Origin of the sequence: Alcanivorax sp. 24 (genome assembly GCF_004360225.1) — a bacterium.
Lineage (GTDB): Bacteria > Pseudomonadota > Gammaproteobacteria > Pseudomonadales > Alcanivoracaceae > Alloalcanivorax > Alloalcanivorax xiamenensis.
This window is the reverse complement of the sequence record NZ_SNUA01000019.1, coordinates 1-17,545: the sequence shown is the minus strand read 5'-3', so window position 1 is coordinate 17,545 and position 17,545 is coordinate 1. Positions and strand designations below refer to the sequence as shown.

Sequence of the window (17,545 nt, the reverse complement as noted above, 5' to 3'; positions counted from 1 at the left end):
CCATTGTGGATCGAATCGATTTGTACCGATAGGAGCTTGCCATGAAAGAAAAATTGCTCGCAGCGGCGTTCGTCTCACCGATGATGATTGCCGCCCCTGCATTCGCCGAGAACGTGCCGGATACATACGGTTACATCGGCGCCAACGCCAGCCATTATTTCTTTTACGACAACGAAGCCTTCGGTGAAGATGTCGATGGCGGCGAAGACAACTGGTTCTATGGTGGTCAGCTTGGCTGGCGCTTCAATCCCAACTGGTCCATCCAGGCCTGGTACGAGGAATCCGATGGTGATGTGGAAAGCGATTACGATTCCGGCGCCCGCTGGGATGTGCAAAGCTATTTCGCCAGCCTGCGTTACCACATGAACGGCACCAGCTTCCTGGGTTTTGAACCCTATGCCGGTTTCAACATGGGCGACTTGGTATTGGAAAGCCTTAACGATAACGCCACCGGCGATAAAGGCGACAAGCAACATGCCTTCATGACTGGTGTGGAAGTCGGTATCCAACGCGCCTTTGTCGATCGTATCCTGCTGGATCTGGGGACCCGTCAGGCCTACGCGGCGGATCGGGATTTCTGGACCGGCCAGGTCTACGCCGCGGTGAACGTTCTGTTCGGTGTGAGCACTGCTCACGCAGCACCGGAACCGGAGCCGGAACCGGTGATTGGCGACCAGGATGGCGACGGTGTGCCGGATGATCGTGATGCCTGTCCGGATACCCCGGCCGGTGCCGTGGTGGATGAGCGTGGTTGCCAGAAGTACGGCATGGTCAGTGATCAAAGCATGAACGTGATCTACTTCGGCTTTGATAAAGCGGACATCGGCGCCCAGTTCAATGACGAAGTGCGCCAGGCCGCGGATAACCTGAACAAAGGCGAAAGCGGTTCCATCCGCGTGGAAGGCCACGCCGACAGCACCGGTCCGGAAAACTATAACCAGGGCCTGTCCGAGCGTCGTGCCCAGGCGGTGAAAGATCGTTTGATCCGGGACTTCCAGGTGGATTCTTCCAAGATCACCACCAAGGGTTTCGGTGAAACCCGTCCAGCGGAGTCCAACGACACCCGCGAAGGCCGGGCGAAGAACCGCCGCGCGGAGATCTTCGTCGACACCGAGCAGTCCGAACCGCAGTTCAAGGAGTAAGAGTCTGAACGGACAGGGATGTCCGGCGTAAGCCGCCCTTTTTTTGTTCATCGCGGATGAGAGGGAACCGGCAAGCGCAGGTGTTCTTCTGGCCTTGGAGACATAAATTCTGAGGCCGCTGTGGGAGCTTGCCTGCAAGCGAATGGGCTTCCGGGCCCCAAGATTCGCTTGCAAGCAAGCTCCCACAGCGGCTTCGTAGCCCCTGTTGTTAGAGCCCCGGAAGGCCTCCATGCTCCCTGTTCAGTCGCTGCCACAGTCCAGAAGCGCGCCAGGTGCGCCGGCTGACGGCCTGGTTCAGCACTGTGCCTGAACCACATTCGAGCAGGGTGAAGGTTTGCCGCGCCCGGGTCACCGCGGTGTAGACCAATTCCCGGGTCAGCAGAGGATGCGGTCGGTCCGGCAGGATCAGCAGGGTATGGCGGAATTCCGAGCCCTGGGATTTGTGCACGGTCATCGCGTAGACCGTTTCCACGCCGCCCAGCCGGCTCGGCAATACCCACTTGATGCGGCCATCAGGCAACGGGAACGCTACTCTCAGCCCGTCCGGGTGGGCCAGGGTCAGGCCAACATCACCGTTCATCAGACCAAGCTGATAATCGTTGTGGGTCAGCATCACCGGCCGCCCCGGATACCATTCGTGCTCGTCCGCGAGACCTTGCCGGTGCAGTTGCCGGGTCAATTGCTGATTCAGTTCCGTGACACCAAAAGGTCCGCCGCGCAGACCGCTCAGAAGCTGCCGCTCGGTCAGCCGGGCGAGCAACTGGGTGGCCCAAGGGTCCAGATCGTCACGGTCCGGCGTATTGGCAGCTTCCAGCAGCAGCGCTTCCAAGCCTGGATGAGCCTCGGTGCCGTCGATCAGGAAACGGTGCAGATAGTGAGGATCACGGCGCAGGTCCAGCCGTTGCAGTTGATCCGCGTGGTGTTGAAAGGCTCTGGCGACACTCCGGTTATCACCTTGATTCACCGCCTGGGCCAGTGCGCCGATGCCGGGACTGTCACGGAAGCGCCAGTTGCGCCTAAGCATGGCGGTCTGCTGTGCCAATGGGCCACCACCGTCGCGCCAGGCGGTCAGGTCGATGCCGCAGTTTTGTTGAATGAAATCCACCGTGGCGTCGTCGTAGCCGCCCTGATCGGCATCACGGCAAAGGTCGCCGAGAACCGCGCCGGCCTCCACGCTGGCCAATTGGTCCTTGTCGCCAAGCAGCACCAGCCGGGTATGGGGATCCAACGCGTCGAGCAGGTTGGCCATCATTTCCATGTCGATCATGCTGGCTTCGTCCACCACCACCAGATCCGCGTGCAGCGGATTGTGGCGGTGATGGCGAAAGCGACGGCTGTCAGGACGGGTGCCGAGCAGTCGGTGCAGGGTACTGACCTCGGTGGGAATGGCCGCGCGCACGGCTTCCGCCAGTGGCAGCCGCGCCACCTGATCACCAATGGACTGGGTCAGCCGGGTGGCGGCCTTGCCGGTGGGGGCGGCCAGACGAATACGCAGCGCGCGGCCCTGTTCCAATGCCAGGCTTTGCAGCAACCCCAGCAGACGCACCACGGTGGTGGTCTTGCCGGTGCCGGGTCCGCCGGTAATCACGGTCAAGCGGGCACGGGTGGCCAGAGCGCAGGCCACCTGCTGCCAGTCCACCTCGTCATCGCCGTTAGTGAACAGCTTTGCCAGAGTGGTCCCCGCAGTGGTGGCGGTTTCCTGCCGCAGTCTTGCCAGCAACGAGTCAGCGACCTTGACCTCCTGGATCCAGTTGCGATGCAGGTAGAGACGGGAGCCGTCCAGCACCAAGGGCTGACCGGAGCCTTCGCCGACCAGCTCACTGGCCTGCAGCAGTGCATGCCATTGTTGCGGGTCCGGCGGCAGTAAGGGCGCCAGACTGTCCGGCATGCCCGCCGGCCATAGCCGCTGGCTCAACTCCGGCTCGTCCAGGTCCAGACACAGGTGCCCCGCCGCCAGCTGCGCGCTGGTGAGCGCGGCGATCGTCAATACCGCTGGATCGGTGGTGGGAGCCTGCTGATAGAGAAAGCGGGCCACGGCCACGTCCAGATCACGCAGTTGACCCTGATCGCGCAACTGTTCCAGGGCGCTTTGCCAGTCGACGGCGGCGAACAGATCACCTTGTCCATCATTGCGCATGAGCGTCTCCTTGGAACAGCCGGTCCAGAGCCTCCACCAGAGCGGTTGGCGCGGCGCTGAACACGGTGCCGGCGGAGGGCGCGCCGAGACCGCGTAGAAAGACGTAAACGGCGCCCCCCAGATGGGTGTCCGGATGATAGTCGTCACCGAGACGGCTGTGCAGTAAACGGTGCAGTGCCAGCAGATACAGTGCGTACTGCACTTCGTAACGATGCTCCAGCAACGCCTCGATCAAAGCGTCGCCGCCATAGGCGTCGTCGTCCGGGCCGAGCCAGTTGGATTTATAGTCCAGCACGTAATAGCGGCCCTGGTGCTCGAACACCAGATCCATGAAACCTTTGAGCATGCCGTTCAGGGTATCGGCTTCCAGACGCGGCCGTGGCCGTCCGGGATAGAGATGTTCGCGGATCAGCGCATCCAGCCGTGTCACTGGCACCTGTTCGGCGGGGAACAGAAATTCCATTTCCGCCACGGGCCGGTCCAGGTCCGCCAAGCGTATTCGATCCTGTTGGAGCGGCAAGGCGGTGGTCAGTGTCCGTCGCCACCACTGCTTCAGAATGGCGTCGTGTTCCTGCCAGTGGCGGGCTTCCAGTTGCTGGCTGACTCTTGTGTCCATTTCTTCCGGGGCGTCCAGACAGGCTTGAAAACCCTGATTGGCGGCGTGCTCCAGTAAATCATGCAGCAGCGTGCCGGGCAGGGCACCGCGGGGAAACGCGTGCACCCCGGTGGTGACGGTGTCCACGGTGACTTCCGGTTCGGCTTCCGCCAATTGATCGGCGCGGGCGTCGGCGGGAGCGAGCGGTTCCTCCACTTGCCGCAGGGCACTGTAGCTGGCGATCCACCAGGGCGTGCGCGGACGTTCGGGAAAGGCCGTCCGCGGGCGCAGGCGGGACGTCGTATTGGCCGGCTGATAGATCTCGTCATTGCCTGGCGGCGCGGGTATGACCGTGATGGCGTCGTTGCTCAAAGGCCCCAGTTCGGCCAGCAGCCGGTCGTTGGCCACGCCCTGGGGGCCGAACAACAGCCGGCCAATGGCGCTGCGCGGCAACTGGTTTTGCTGGGCCCGGCCTTTGGCGTAGGGCGCCAGACCCAGAGTACAGGAGTGGCAGGCCCGGGTCAGCGCCACGTAGAGCAAACGCATGTCCTCGGCCAGACGCTCGTGATCGGCGAGACGTTCGATGTCGTCGTCCGGTTCCAGTGAGACGACGAGATGGGCGTTGTCCTGCCCCTTACGGTGATAACGCAGGGGCGGCTTGCTCTTTTCCGCCGCGCGGAAACTGCAAATGAAGGGCAGATAGACCACCGGGTATTCCAGGCCCTTGGACTTATGAATGGTGATCACCTTGACCCGGTCATCGTCGCTTTCCAGGCGCAGAATGCTGTCGTTGTTGCTGCCGCGCTGATCGTTGACGGTGTCCTCCAGATAGCGGATCAAGGCTTGCTCGCCGTCCAACTGGGTGGCGGCCTGTTGCAGCAGCTCGGCAAGGTGCAACAGATTGGTAAAGGCGCGCTCCCCGTCGAGACTGCGCTGCAACCGTGCCGGCACCGAGAAGTCCATAAGCAGTCCCCGGAACATTGGCAACACACCCTGTTGCCGCCATTGTTCGCGATAGCCGTGGAAGCGATTGACCATGGCTTCCCAGCGCACCTCATCCCGATTGATACGGTCCAGTTCCTGGTAGGGCAATGACAGGGTGCCGGAGGCCAGGGCGCTGCGCACGCGCACATCGGATTCCGGGCTGGCGCAGGCGCGCAGAATCAACAAAAGATCCTGGGCTTCCGGTTGCGCGAACACGGAGTCCTGGTCGGACAGGTAAACGCTGCGCACGCCCCGGGCGAGCAGGGCGTCGCGGATGGCTCTGGCCTCGGTACGATCGCGCACCAGCACGGCAACATCACGGGGGCGCAAGGGCGTGAAGCGCTGGTCCTGGCGGAAACCGGTGACGCCCTGTTCGGCGCCGTTGAGCAAGTGGGCGATCTCGGTAGCGCAACGGGCCGCCTGATTTTCCCGATACACACCGGAGGAGATGGCTTTGTCACTGTCTTCCACCCAGAGCGTGACGCCGGATTTCGTTTCGCCGTCCACCAGCAGCGTATCCTTGCGTCCCTGGGCCTCCACCGCCTCGAAGGGAATGGCGTTGTCCATCATGAAGACATCGCCGTGGGCGTCCTGGCTGTATTCGAACAAGCGATTCACCGCCGCCACCATCGGCGTCGCTGAACGGAAGTTCCGGCCCAGGGTATAGTGATGGCCCTCGGTGGCGCGACGGGCCTGCAGGTAGGTGAACACGTCGGCGCCGCGGAAGGCGTAGATCGCCTGCTTGGGATCGCCGATCATGAACCAGCCGGTGTCATCCCGATGCTGATACAACGCTGAAAAAATGCCGTACTGGGTGGGGTCGGTGTCCTGGAATTCGTCGATCAGCGCCACCGGGAACTGATCGCGAATCACTTGGGCCAGCCGGGCCCCGTTGTCGCCATGCAGGGCGCCATGGAGGCGGCTCAGCATATCGTCAAAGCCCATGGTGGCGGTTTGCCGGCGCATCCGCTCCACCCGTTTGCCGATCCAGGCGGCGGCGTGGGCAAGCAGGTCGGTGCGCGGCAGCGCTGCCTGTTCCCGTTGCGCCAATACTTGATCCAATTGATCACAGAAGGCGAAGCCGGGACGATGTTCCTCGCCTTTTTTTGTCAGCTTCATGCCCGTTGTGGAGAAGCGTGCCAGAGTGTCGTAGTTCTTGTCGTTCAGCACTTCACCGGCGGCGTAGCGTTCCAGAAGCAGCAGCATGCCCGGCAGGCTGTTGGCGCGGTAACTGTTGCCATTGAGCCATTTGTTGTCGCGGGCGTTGTGCACCCATTCGACCAGCGCCGGCAGCTCCATGCCAAGGGTTTCGCGGGCGTGCTGCTCCAGCTCCGCTTGCGGGCCGGTATCATCGAGCCAGCGTTGCACGCTGTCTGGCAGAGTGTCCGGGTCGGTGCCACTGAGCCCCAGCAGCGGCCGGCATTGCGCCAGCAGAGCTTCCGGGTGGCCCAGCTTGTTGGCCTGCAGCACGTTGGCGGCGCTTACCGGAAAGCGAGCAATGACATTGCGCCAGTAGTCGCAGGCGGCGAGCTGCTGTTCGTCGCTGGCGTCCTCCTGCAGTTCCAGGCTGAACAGACTGCCGGAATCGAACGCGTGCTGTTTGAGCATGCGATTGCAGAAACCGTGAATGGTGTAGATGGCGGCTTCATCCATCCACTGGGCGGCGGCGTTCAGCCGTTGCGCGCAATGGTGGCGCTGCTCGTCGTCGGCGTAGTCGTCCAGCAAACCCTGCAGAATGACATCGGGCTTATGGGCCTGGGGATCGGCGAATACCCGTGCCGCTTCCGCCAACCGATCGCGGATGCGCTCCCGCAATTCCTCGGTGGCGGCTTCGGTGAAGGTCACTACCAGGATTTCCGGTGGCAGCAAGGGCTCGCGGAACGCGGCCTGGTCGCCGTGTCCCAGCACCAGTCGCAGATACAGGGCCGCCAGGGTGAAGGTCTTACCGGTGCCGGCGCTGGCTTCGATCAGTCGGGTGCCGTGCAAAGGGAACGTCAACGGCAGAGGGCGTGGCGGGCTCATGCAATTGGCCCTCCCTGTTCGGTCCATTGAGCTTGCTGATAAAGCGGCGCATAGAGCTGCCCGGTCCAGTAGCAAAAGGCCGGTTGATCGTCATGCCGGACCGCCATCAGGGTGTCAAAATCCGGCCAGGCGCGGGCGATGGCGGGCTCCCGGAACTGCTCGCCTTCGCTGTTGAAACCGGGCTCGAAGACCTTGCGGGCCTCGGCCTCGGCTCTGTCTTTTTCCTCGCCGGCCAGCCAGGCGAAGGCGGTGGCGCAGGCAATGGGGAGCGGTTCGCACAGCGCCTGTTGCCAGGCCCGGCCAATGGCGTTGAGCTGCTCCTGCGCGGTGGCCGGGTCAACAGGCGCGAGGCTGTAGAGGCCGTCCTGCCCTTGAATCCGTGTGGTCAGGGCATGGCCGCCAGCGCAGGCGGCAAGGTGGATCACCCAGTCAGTGGTGAGTTTTTCCAGGGCGCCTTCCAGGCGACTGGTTTTCAGTACCAGACGCTGCGGCTGACCGGACTCGCCGCGCAGGTCCACCAGCCAGTCCTCCAGTGGCAGGCCACCGGCGTCGAGCTGAATTTCCTGCTGCGGGCGCAGGGCACCGCTTTGTGCCAGTAGCCGAAAGTACTGCTGCAGAGGGCGTTGTAACGGCATCAGCAGGGTGGCGCGGCTGCCCTCGGTGAAGGGCGCCAACGGCAAGGCGCCGCTGCCGGCCAGGCGTTCCAGAGTGGAGCGCATGGCCTCGCCGGCCAGATCCGGCCCGGCGCGCAGCGCTTCGTTCAACAACTGGTCCTGCAACTGCCAGCGCTCCAGCCCGTGCATACTGAATGGTTCGGTATCGTCGAGACTATGACTGTCCTGCCGGAGCAAGGCTTTCAATCTTTGTTCGAAAAAATGCGCCACCGGCTGCTTGAGAAAACGCCCGAGCGCCGCGCAACTGATCGGTTCGTTGTTCTCCAGCGGGGGCAGCGGCAAGGGATTGTTTTCCCACGTGGTTTCTTCGTCGGCGTGCAGCGGGCGCCATTCGTCGGCGTAGGTGGTCAGGTTGTCATCGGCATCAAAGTAACGGCGACTGAAAGGTTGCAGCGGATGCTGCACGGTCAGGACGCCGGCCACATCATCGTCGACGCTGTGCCAGCGCTGATTGAGATAGTCGCGCAGTTGCGCCACCAGCACGGAAGGCGGCCGCTCGCTGTTGTCACGGACATTACGGCCGGTCCAACTGATGTACAGGCCGTCGCGGGCACTGAGCAGGGCCTCCAGAAACAGATAGCGGTCATCGTCGCGGCGTGAGCGGTCGCCGGGGCGGTAGCGGCCCCATTGCCGCATCAGGTCGAAGTCCATTGGTTGTTGCTGGCGGGGATAGTCGCCGTCCTTCATGCCCAGCAGGCAGACGTGCCGGAAGGGAATGGCCCGCATCGGCATCAGCGTACAGAAATTGATGCGCCCGGCCATGAAGCGCTGTGACAGACTCTCGGCGTTAAGCGCATCCAGCAGCGGCCGGCGCGCCACGGTCAGCGGCAGGGCGCCGGCGAAGTCGGCCTCCTCACAGGCCGCCCGCCAATCGCTGAGAGCGTCCCGCAGTCCGGCGTCCAGGGCCTGATCCTCGGCGCTGTCCGGCTCGAACAGATCGTCCAGCAGGGCACTGAAACGGGCTTGCCATTGCTGAACATCGGTGGGTTCGCGCACTGCCCGCCAATGTTGTTGCAAGGTGTCCAGCAGGCGTGCCAGCCGCCCGGCCAGTTCCGCGCCCAGGCCGGCGACTTCGTCCAGGGGCTCGATGCCACGCCAGGCCGGGGCGTCACCGAGCAAATAACCAGCCAGCATCCGTTTCAGACCAAACGCCCAGCTGTTCTGTTCGAAACCGGGAACATCCAGGCTGCGCCGCTGCTCCGCGTCCAGTCCCCAGCGGATGCGGGCCTGCTCGATCCATTGCGTCAACTGCGGCAGAGCGCTTTCTTCAATGCCGAAGCGACGGCGTACCGCCGGCACATCGAGCAGATCGAGAATATCGGAGGCGGTGAAGCGCCATTGCGGCAGATGCAGCACCGTCTCCACCGCCTGGGCCAGAGGTGAGGCGGCGCCGGCACTGCGGTCGCTGAGCGTGTAGGGCAGGTAGCGGGGGTCGCTGGTGTCCAGACGGCCGAACACGGCATCGATGTGCGGGGCGTAGGCCTCGATGTCCGGCACCATGACGATGACATCGCGCGGCTTCAAGTCCGGGTCGTCGGCAAACCGCTCCAGCAGCGCGTCCTGAAGAATCTCCACTTCCCGTTGAGCACTGTGGGCGATGCGGAATTGCAGTGAGTGATCCGGGCGCAGGGCCGGGCGCAGCTCGCGTTCAGGCAACGGTTCCAGTTCGAGAATGTCATGCTGCAACTGTTGCAGCAGCGTCTCCGGTTCGCTGTCTTCGAACAAATCGATTTGATTGTGGAAGGCGGCGCGGTAGCTGTCCGGGTCGTCGTGATCGTACAGCAAGCCGATAAAGTCCCGGCCCTGCTTGCCCCAGGCGGCAAGCAAAGGATTGATGCGATTTTCCGGCAGAGCGCTCAGGTGCCGTTTGCGATGATCCAATTGCCGGCGCAGCAGATGCCGGTCCTCGACGATGTCCGCCCAGTAATGGCGGCAGGGATTCTGTACCAGCATCAGGATCTGACAATGGTTGCTGAGGGCGGCCAGTGCCTCCAATCCTTGCTGCGGCAGGGCGCTGATACCAAAAATCACCAGCCGGCGCGGCAACCCCGGCGGACATTCACCGTTGCGCAGAGCGGAGACGAAGGCGCTATGAATGGCGCTGCGGCTGAGAGCGGTTTGTGTCTCGTCCATGTCCGCCAGTACGGCTCGCCACAGATGCGCCTGCCAGCGCTGGCTTTCCGGAAAATCATCAAACTGGGCACGCTCATCGGAACGTCGCAGCCGGTCCTGGCCCTGCTCCCAGTCCTCCAGCCAGTCCGCCCGGTAGACTTGATAGGCGTCGTACAGATCGGCCAGCCGTTCCGCCAATTGGTGGCGTTTTCGGCCGTCGGCGTCGTCGGCGAGAAAATGGCGCAGGGGGCCGAAGCGATCATCGTCCAGCAGCATCGGCAGCAGCCGATAGAGCCGCCACAGCAGCCGTGACTTGTCGAACGGTGAAGTGCGCGGCACCCGCTCTTCGCCGAGCACGGTACGGTAGGCATTCCAAAGAAAGCGGGCGGGCATTTGGAAACGGGTGCCGGCGGCGATTCCCAGGGCATCGGGCCCGGCCAGCTTGAGCTTGAGCCATTGCGCCATGCCGTTGGATTGCACCAGCACCGTTTCCGTTTCCAGCGGCATTAGCGGATAGCGCTCCAGCCACTCTATAAGCAGGTCGGTAAGTGTCTCCAGACGGTTGCTGTGCAGCACCATCAGGCCGTTTTGCATGCCAGGTTCCCAGGACTGATTCGACGATCACGTCAGTGTACGTCAGCGCGGCCCTGGCATCACGGCATGAACGTGGGGTAAAGCGACAATAACAACAGGGCCGCCATGGCCAGATTGAAGTGGCCCAGCCGTCGTCCGTGCTGCAGCCAACCCTGCAAGGCCACGCCGCCGAGATTCCACAGGGAAATCAGTGGCAGGCCGAGAAAGAAGAAGCACAAGGCCACCAGAGCCAGGCTGGCGGAGAAATGCACCGGATCGGTATAGGTGGCCACGGCGGTAACCATCATCATCCAGGCCTTGGGGTTGACCCATTGGAACAACGCGGCCTGCCAGAACGTCAGGGGCGCGCCACGGTGATCGCCGCGCAGTGGCGTATGGCGGTGCCGTACCAGTTGCCAGGCCAGATAGAGCAAAAAGAGCACGCCGAGAATACGCAACGTCAGAGACAGTTGCGGAAAGCGGCTCAGTAGCTGCCCGAGTCCCAGCGCCACACAGAACAGCAGAATCTGGCAGCCCACCAGGATGCCCATGATGTGTGGCAGCGAGCGGCGGAATCCGGCGTTGGCGCCGGAAGCCATCAGCATCAGGTTGTTGGGGCCGGGGGTGCCGGTCATCACCGTCACGAATCCGGCCAAAGGCAGCAGTGTTTCCCAATATCCCATGTGACCTCTTTAAAGCAGGTGCCAAGAAAGGTCAGATTAAGCTTGCGTCAGGCAGGGATACAGATATAAAAATGACAATTTGAACCGGTACAGTTTCGGGCTGGGCCATCTGTGCCAGGGAGCCCAAAAAAATCGTCAGGAACGATTTTTGACGTCGTGGTGGCGACGGCCCGCAGGGGGGCTGCCATGGACGGCGGAGCGTTTTTCGGAGGCTCCCTGGTGGAGCACGCCGCCTGAATTGGAGACTGCTGTCATGACCCTCTATCACCAACTGGCCGACCAGTTGCAGACGCTGATTGAGAAGCGCGTCTACGATGTCGGGCAGCGCCTTCCGGGAGTGCGAAGACTGAGCCACCAGCACAATGTCAGCGTGGCCACGGCGGTGAGCGCTTGTCGTGAACTGGAACAACGCGGTGTGCTGGAAGCGCGTCCCCGATCCGGTTACTACGTGTCGCGACCCCCGGCGCGTTTCGATGCGCCGCGTATGCGCCGTGCCAGCGCGGGACCGAGGGCGGTGAGTGGTCAAGATCGGGTGTTGGAGCTGATCCAGGCGGTCAATGATCCGTCGCTAGTGAATTTCGGGGCGGCGGTTCCGGACCCGGATTTCATGCCGGTGGCGGCGATCGAGCGAGCCTTCCATTCGGTGCTGCGGGAGCAGCGGCGCCGCTGTGTCGGCTATGAATTTCCTCCGGGCGCTCTGGAATTGCGTCAGGCCATTGCCCGTCGTCTGGTGGCGTTGCAATGTCCGGTGTCGCCGGATCAGGTGCTGATTACCAACAGTTGCCAGGAGGCGGTGACCATTGCGTTGAAACTGCTGACCAAGCCCGGCGATACCGTGGTGGTGGAATCACCCACCTATTACGGGTTGTTGCAGGTATTGGAGTCACTGGGGCTGAAAGCGCTGGAGATCCCCGCCGACCCGCGGCGGGGGATTTCCCTGGAGGCGTTGTCACAGGCGCTGGAGCGCTGGCCGGTGAAGGCCTGTGTGCTGGTCACCAATTTCGCCAACCCATTGGGGTCGTGTCTTGCCGATCAGGACAAGCAGGCGTTGCTGTCATTATTGCGCCAATATCGGGTGCCTCTGGTGGAAGACGATATCTACGGTGATTTGCCCTTGTCCGGGCCGCGTCCGCGGCCGGTGAAAAGCTGGGATCGGGACGGGCTGGTGTATTACTGCGCGTCATCCTCGAAGACATTGTCCGCGGGATTGAGGGTGGGCTGGTTGGTGCCCGGCGATCAGCAAAGGCGTGCCGAGTATTTGCAGTTCATTAATACGGTGTCGGTGGCGACGGCCTCGCAGTTGGCGATGGCGCGCTATCTGGAGCGCGGCCATTACGACCGCTTCCTGCGGCAATTGCGTGGTGAGCACGCCAAGGCGGTGGCGCGCATGACGTCGAGGGTGGAACAGCTATTTCCGGAGGGGACCCGGATCAGCCGCCCGGCGGGCGGTTTCGTGCTGTGGGTGGAACTGCCGGGGCAGACCGATACCACTGAATTGGCGGAACAGGCCTTGCGGGAGGGGGTGAGCTTCGCGCCGGGGGCGTTGTTTTCCACTGGCAACAAGTTCTCATCCTGCCTGCGGTTGAATTGCGCGGTGCGTTGGGACAATCGGGTGGAGAAGGGCCTGGCGCGGCTGGCGGCGTTGTTGTGACAGACAAGTCACGCCAGCATGTCCGCACGCCGATTCGCGAGCAAGCAGGCTTCCCACAGCGGCTTCGTGGCCCTTCCGTGGGAAGCTGGCTTGCCAGTGCATAGGCGTTCAAGCGCTGGGGACTGCCAAATTCGTGGGACTCATCGGTCCCCGGACCGAGATGTTTGAGAAGCTCAGCTCTCCATCGCCGCCAGTTCGTCCTCGAAGAAGAATTTCTCTTCGCCGAAGGCCGGTTCCAGATGGTTCAGCCAGGTGGCCTCGTTGTTGTATTTGGCGAAGAACGGCCGTTGCACCCAATCCGGATTGCGGCCCTGGATGAAACGTAGCACGAACACTTTCTCGCCGTGAATTTCCGTTACTCCCTGAATCTCCACCTTGCCCGGGTGGCTGGACATGCTCGGTCCGCGGGCGGTGCGGGCCAGGCCGGACACCTGTTTCATGGCGCCCCGGTAAATTTGCCAGGCCTTGGCCAGCGGCACCTCGAAGTAATGACGGGCGCCGGTGTCCCGTTCCACGAACATGTAATAGGGCACCACGCCCAGTTCCACCTGGGTTTGCCACAGGCGCGCCCAGTCATCGGCATCGTCATTGATGTGCGCCAGCAGCGGACCCTGGGCCCGGATCTGGGCACCGGTGGCACGAACCCGGCGGATCGCCTCCCGGGCGATGGGCGGCTCCAGTTCCTTCCAGTGGTTATAGTGCGCCATCAAGGCCAGATGCTTACCGGAAGCTGTCACTTCGCGGAACAGGTCCAGCAGGTCGGCGGCGTCGTTGTCGGAGACAAACCGGTATGGCCAGAACGTCAACGCCTTGGAACCGATGCGGATGGTGCGCAGTTGCTCCAGTTCCAGCAGCGGTTCGATGTGGGCGCGCAGGTTCTTGGTCTTCATCACCAGCGGATCGCCGCCGGTGATCAGCACATCGGTGATTTCCGGGTGCGCCTGGATGTACTTCTTCAGTTGCCCGGCTTCCTTGGCGGCGATCTTCAGATCGTTGTCGCCGATGAACTGAGCCCAGCGGAAGCAGAACGTGCAATAGCTGTGGCACACCTGGCCCTGGCTGGGGAAGAACAGCACGGTTTCATCGTACTTGTGCTGCAGACCGTTGATGCGTTCGCCGTCCACTTCCGGGATGTTATGTTCCATCTGCCCGGCGGGGTGCGGATTGAGCGCCTCGCGGACTTCGGCGATGGCCTGGTCCAGGGTGTCCTTGTCGCCGCCTCGCATGGCTGCCGCCACCCGGTCAAAGTGTTCCGGCGCGAGCATGCCCTTCTGCGGGAAGGTGAGCTGATAGATCGGGTCGTCGGGCACTTTGTCCCAATCGATCAGTTCCTCGATGACATACTCATTGACCCGAAAGGGCAGGACGCTGGCGACCACGTCCATGGCGAAACGGGCTTCCTCGTCCAACCGCTGGAGCGGCTCGATCTTGTCCAACTGGCGGGCGGTATACACCTTGAAGCGACGGGGTTCGCCGAAGTCGGTGTCGTGATGCTCGCGCAGCGGTATCACGGTGTTGGTTTCTTGCATGCTTGTGTTCCTCATGCCGTGCCGACGCCGCAAAGGGGTCGGTACACTGGTCAAGGGACCAGCAGGTTTCTGCTTTCAGAGTGACCGGCGAGGCCGATCCTGGAGTTCGCCGATGATCGCCGACACGGATGACCGGGCGATGATGGCACTTCAAATGGGCGGAAGATTCCGACCCGGTGCGCCTGTTGGACGCGGAGGGTGAAAAACGGATGACGATTGTAAGTTATTGAAAATAAAAGAGCAAAATTACGGCCGCAAGCCTCGAGTAAGGCAATATGCTATGTTTGCCCGGCGCGGTGGCGTAAAGATCGTGAACAGGCTCTGGGCGAGGCGATGAGGTGAACGACTTTATACATACGGCTTTGCTGTGGGTGGAGCAGGCCTCGGCCTGGCTGGAAGCGTTCTGGCTGGCGATTGTCGCGCCGGTGGGCGTGGGGTTGGCGGTGTGGGTGACCGTCCATGTGGCCCAGCACAAACGGGACGCCCGTGCCGCCGCGGCCTGGACCGGCCTGGTCTGGCTGGTGCCGTTCCTGGGCGCCTTGTTGTACCTGCTGCTCGGGGTCAATCGTATCCAGCGCCGAGCCCGGCAGCTTACCGGCGGCGGCATTGATACTCTGCAGAGCACGGAATCGGTTGCCGAGGACACGGTGCAGGCACCGCAATTGCGTGTGCTGTCGCGGCTGGTGGGGCGCCTTACGCGGTTGCCTTTGACCGCCGGCAATCGCATCACCATGCATGAGGCCCGCGAGGCCCTGCATTTGATGGCACAGGCGGTGGAGGAAGCACAGCACAGTGTCTTCATGGCCACCTATATCTTCGGCAACGATGCGGCCGGCAAGCCCTTGGTGGAGGCACTGACACGGGCCGCCGCCCGTGGCGTGCAGGTGAGAGTCTTGCTGGATGGCGTCGGCGCCTTGTACTCCTTGCCCTCGGTGACCCGCCGTTTACGCAAGGGAGGAGTACGGGTGGAGCGGTTCCTGCACTCGGTGGCGCCGTGGCGCATGCCTTACATGAACCTGCGAAATCACCGTAAATTGATGATCGTCGATCATACCCTGGGCTTTACCGGCGGCATGAATGTGCGTGCCGGTTATGTGCGGGAGCCGGCCCGGACCCACGACTTGCATGCCCGTCTGGAAGGGCCGGTGGTGGCGCATCTGCTGCGTACCTTCGCGGCGGACTGGATGTTCACCTGTGGCGAGAACCTGACGGTGGAATATCAGGGGCAACCGGCGCCGGGGACGGTGCGTGCCCGTGGTATCAGCGCAGGTCCGGACGCGGACTTCGACAAACGCCGTCTGACCCTGCTCGCCGCCATTGGCTCGGCGGAGCGGGAAATCCGCATCGTCACGCCTTATTTCGTGCCGGACCAGACCTTGATGGCGGCGTTGCAGCTGGCCTTGCTCAAAGGCGTCAAGGTGGAACTGGTGGTGCCGCGCAAGAACAATCTGCGTCTTGTGCAGTGGGCCAGCATTCACGCGCTGAAATGGCTGGTGCGCGGTGGCGCGCATCTGTATCTTTCGGCCCCGCCGTTCGATCACAGTAAAGTGATGACGGTCGACGGCCATTGGGTACAGCTTGGCTCGGGGAACTGGGATGCGCGCAGTTTGCGGCTGAACTTCGAGTTCGATCTGGAATGCTACGATGGCCCGCTGTCGGAACAGGTCAATACCCTGATCGACGGCCGGATCGCCGGCGCCAGGCGCATGGACGATACCGACTTCCAGGCCATGGCAGCCTGGCGCAACGTGCGTAATGCTCTGGCCCATATGCTGGAACCCTATCTCTGAGAGGCTGAGAGGAACCCCCATGCGTCTGCCCCGGGATGCGGAACTGCCCGCCCATCTGGTTACCCTGATTCGTCTGCAATTCCTGCATGGCCTGCTGGTGGTGGCGGTGGCCACCGCAATCTGGCTGCCGGCACCAGCGGTGGCGCACGGCTGGTTACCGCTGGTGCCCCTGCTGGTGGCGATTTTCCTGTTGCTGCCCCCGGGATTGTATCTGGGGGCGGAGGTTCAAAGGGGGGAAGCGACGCTGACACCGGCGGTACTGCTGTTGTGGTTACTGGCCAGCGCCACGCCGTTCGTGCCGGCGCTGGTCGCCGCGCTGCTGATGATCGTCGCCGTGATGTTGCTGTTTCTGATGGAGAAGGTGGCCGCTATCCGCGAACACTGGCCGGAAGCCTGGATACGGGGACGGCGGCAACACATGCAGTTTCAAATGGTGTCTCTGGCCAGCGTGATGTTCTGGTTGCTTAGCCGGGATAATCAGCTGTTGCTGAATCTGGGATTGGGAGGCTGATCACGGCCGGGTCACTGTTTCACCGGAGAGCCCGGTCCCAGCAGGGCCCAGAGAATCAGGCCAAGCACCGGCACGATGACCACCAGCGCGATCCACAAAGCCTTTTGTGGCACCTCGGCGCCGGATTGCAGGATCTTCACGATGGCGAAAATATCCAGGATCAGAATGATGATGCTGAGTGCTTTCATGGGCGGATCCTTTCCTCTATCAGTCTTTATTCACCCTAGAATCGCCTATCGTGTGAGGTAAAGGCAACAAAGGTAAAACGTCGCTCGGGTAGCAGGCGGGGGCTAGGGAGAGGGCCAAAGCAGAAGCCCCAGCCGGGCGGCCAGAAACAGACCGATTCCGAATACCGTGTGGTTGACCAGACTGCGGAGACGGGCCTGATTCGGGTTGGGGGTCTTCGAGGCCGCCACGCCGGCGCCCATGCCCGGCTGCAGAATCAACAGAGGCGCCGCCACGGAACACACTCCGAACAGTAACGCCGGCCATAGGGATGGCTCTCTGGCCCAGGCTAACCCCGTCAGTGCCAGCAGCAGCCCTGCGAAACCAATGCCTATGAGATAGTGGGTAAGCCAGCCGAGTCTCGTTTCGCCACTGATGGGAGTGGCCGTGGCGATGTTGTCGTGGACCCATTGACCGCGAGGCAGATGCCCCACCCAACGCCCCACCAGTCTCCAGTTTGGCGCCGGCAAACCAAGAAAGCGCCGCGCAGCCAGGGCATAACCATCTGTTATCGCGGTGGCCCCGACCCCGATCAGCAGCGTACGGATGACGAATTCAAGGATATCGGTCATGGCAGTGATTCCTGCTTAATGAAAATAATATTCAATTGATTTATTGAATATTTGATGAAGAAGGCATTAGATGTCAAGGGTCTGTTCCCTGGACTCCCTGCCCGGGCATTGTCCTCGGAAGGTTCCACGAAGCCGTTGTGGGAGCTTCGATGGTGTCTTGCAAGCTCTAACGCTCCCTTCGCCAGCAGGCTGGCGCCCATGGATCACGCTACGAAGCTGCTGTGGGAGATTCTATGTTGGAGATCAAGCGATTTGGCCCTCCGATTGATAGAGGGTTTTGTGCTTCATCAGGGCAAAGGCGATACGAGCGAGTTTGCGGGCGAGTATGACCAAGGCCTGGGTTTT

At 62.4% G+C, this 17,545-nt stretch carries 11 protein-coding genes; 4 read left to right on the top strand and 7 right to left on the bottom strand.

The window, feature by feature from the left end; translation table 11 throughout:
- Positions 1-41 precede the first annotated feature (41 nt).
- Positions 42-1,142: an OmpA family protein gene (locus E0L37_RS18905; RefSeq protein ID WP_133493221.1), complete on the top strand. Its 1,101-nt coding sequence runs from the start codon at positions 42-44 to the stop codon at positions 1,140-1,142.
- 208 nt (positions 1,143-1,350) lie between these two features.
- On the opposite strand, the gene recD is transcribed toward E0L37_RS18905, so the two are convergent.
- Genes recD through E0L37_RS18885 form a run of 4 tightly spaced genes read right to left on the bottom strand, consistent with a single transcriptional unit; the run spans position 1,351 to position 10,922 of the window.
- Entirely contained in the window at positions 1,351-3,279 is a 1,929-nt protein-coding gene (recD, locus tag E0L37_RS18900; protein ID WP_133493220.1) for an exodeoxyribonuclease V subunit alpha, read from the bottom strand.
- Complete coding sequence (recB, locus tag E0L37_RS18895) at positions 3,269-6,880, bottom strand: exodeoxyribonuclease V subunit beta (protein ID WP_133493219.1); 3,612 nt, start codon at positions 6,878-6,880, stop codon at positions 3,269-3,271. Before recB ends, recD begins: the two co-directional genes overlap by 11 nt.
- Complete coding sequence (recC, locus tag E0L37_RS18890; RefSeq protein ID WP_133493218.1) at positions 6,877-10,260, bottom strand: exodeoxyribonuclease V subunit gamma; 3,384 nt, start codon at positions 10,258-10,260, stop codon at positions 6,877-6,879. Before recC ends, recB begins: the two co-directional genes overlap by 4 nt.
- A gap of 59 nt (positions 10,261-10,319) precedes the next feature.
- Complete coding sequence (locus E0L37_RS18885; protein ID WP_133493217.1) at positions 10,320-10,922, bottom strand: LysE family translocator; 603 nt, start codon at positions 10,920-10,922, stop codon at positions 10,320-10,322.
- 253 nt (positions 10,923-11,175) lie between these two features.
- Here E0L37_RS18885 and E0L37_RS18880 point away from each other — a divergent pair, with 253 nt between their 5' ends.
- Positions 11,176-12,573 (top strand): PLP-dependent aminotransferase family protein, encoded by a 1,398-nt coding sequence (locus E0L37_RS18880; RefSeq protein ID WP_133493216.1) that lies wholly within the window; start codon positions 11,176-11,178, stop codon positions 12,571-12,573.
- A gap of 173 nt (positions 12,574-12,746) precedes the next feature.
- Here the strand turns inward: E0L37_RS18880 and E0L37_RS18875 are convergent, their stop codons facing one another.
- Positions 12,747-14,102 carry a KamA family radical SAM protein gene (locus tag E0L37_RS18875; RefSeq protein ID WP_133493215.1) on the bottom strand — a complete coding sequence of 452 codons (1,356 nt, stop codon included), beginning with the start codon at positions 14,100-14,102 and terminating at the stop codon, positions 12,747-12,749.
- 338 nt (positions 14,103-14,440) lie between these two features.
- Here E0L37_RS18875 and E0L37_RS18870 point away from each other — a divergent pair, with 338 nt between their 5' ends.
- Together E0L37_RS18870 and E0L37_RS18865 are read left to right on the top strand one after the other, a co-directional pair.
- Positions 14,441-15,892 carry a phosphatidylserine/phosphatidylglycerophosphate/cardiolipin synthase family protein gene (locus E0L37_RS18870; RefSeq protein WP_133493214.1) on the top strand — a complete coding sequence of 484 codons (1,452 nt, stop codon included), beginning with the start codon at positions 14,441-14,443 and terminating at the stop codon, positions 15,890-15,892.
- A 19-nt stretch (positions 15,893-15,911) separates the two neighbouring features.
- Positions 15,912-16,403 carry a hypothetical protein gene (locus E0L37_RS18865; protein WP_133493213.1) on the top strand — a complete coding sequence of 164 codons (492 nt, stop codon included), beginning with the start codon at positions 15,912-15,914 and terminating at the stop codon, positions 16,401-16,403.
- An 11-nt stretch (positions 16,404-16,414) separates the two neighbouring features.
- On the opposite strand, the gene E0L37_RS18860 is transcribed toward E0L37_RS18865, so the two are convergent.
- On the bottom strand, positions 16,415-16,591 hold the full coding sequence (locus E0L37_RS18860; protein ID WP_133493212.1) for a PLDc N-terminal domain-containing protein: 177 nt from the start codon (positions 16,589-16,591) through the stop codon (positions 16,415-16,417).
- Positions 16,592-16,693: 102 nt separating this feature from the next.
- Positions 16,694-17,200: a DUF2938 domain-containing protein gene (locus tag E0L37_RS18855; protein WP_133493211.1), complete on the bottom strand. Its 507-nt coding sequence runs from the start codon at positions 17,198-17,200 to the stop codon at positions 16,694-16,696.
- Positions 17,201-17,545: the final 345 nt, after the last annotated feature.

Coding starts and splice junctions, on each gene's coding strand:
- recD (WP_133493220.1), bottom strand. CDS start 3,279: ATGCGCAATGATGGACAAGGTGATCTGTTCGCCGCCGTCGACTGGCAA.
- E0L37_RS18905 (WP_133493221.1), top strand. CDS start 42: ATGAAAGAAAAATTGCTCGCAGCGGCGTTCGTCTCACCGATGATGATT.
- E0L37_RS18885 (WP_133493217.1), bottom strand. CDS start 10,922: ATGGGATATTGGGAAACACTGCTGCCTTTGGCCGGATTCGTGACGGTG.
- E0L37_RS18880 (WP_133493216.1), top strand. CDS start 11,176: ATGACCCTCTATCACCAACTGGCCGACCAGTTGCAGACGCTGATTGAG.
- recB (WP_133493219.1), bottom strand. CDS start 6,880: ATGAGCCCGCCACGCCCTCTGCCGTTGACGTTCCCTTTGCACGGCACC.
- E0L37_RS18855 (WP_133493211.1), bottom strand. CDS start 17,200: ATGACCGATATCCTTGAATTCGTCATCCGTACGCTGCTGATCGGGGTC.
- recC (WP_133493218.1), bottom strand. CDS start 10,260: ATGCAAAACGGCCTGATGGTGCTGCACAGCAACCGTCTGGAGACACTT.
- E0L37_RS18860 (WP_133493212.1), bottom strand. CDS start 16,591: ATGAAAGCACTCAGCATCATCATTCTGATCCTGGATATTTTCGCCATC.
- E0L37_RS18865 (WP_133493213.1), top strand. CDS start 15,912: ATGCGTCTGCCCCGGGATGCGGAACTGCCCGCCCATCTGGTTACCCTG.
- E0L37_RS18875 (WP_133493215.1), bottom strand. CDS start 14,102: ATGCAAGAAACCAACACCGTGATACCGCTGCGCGAGCATCACGACACC.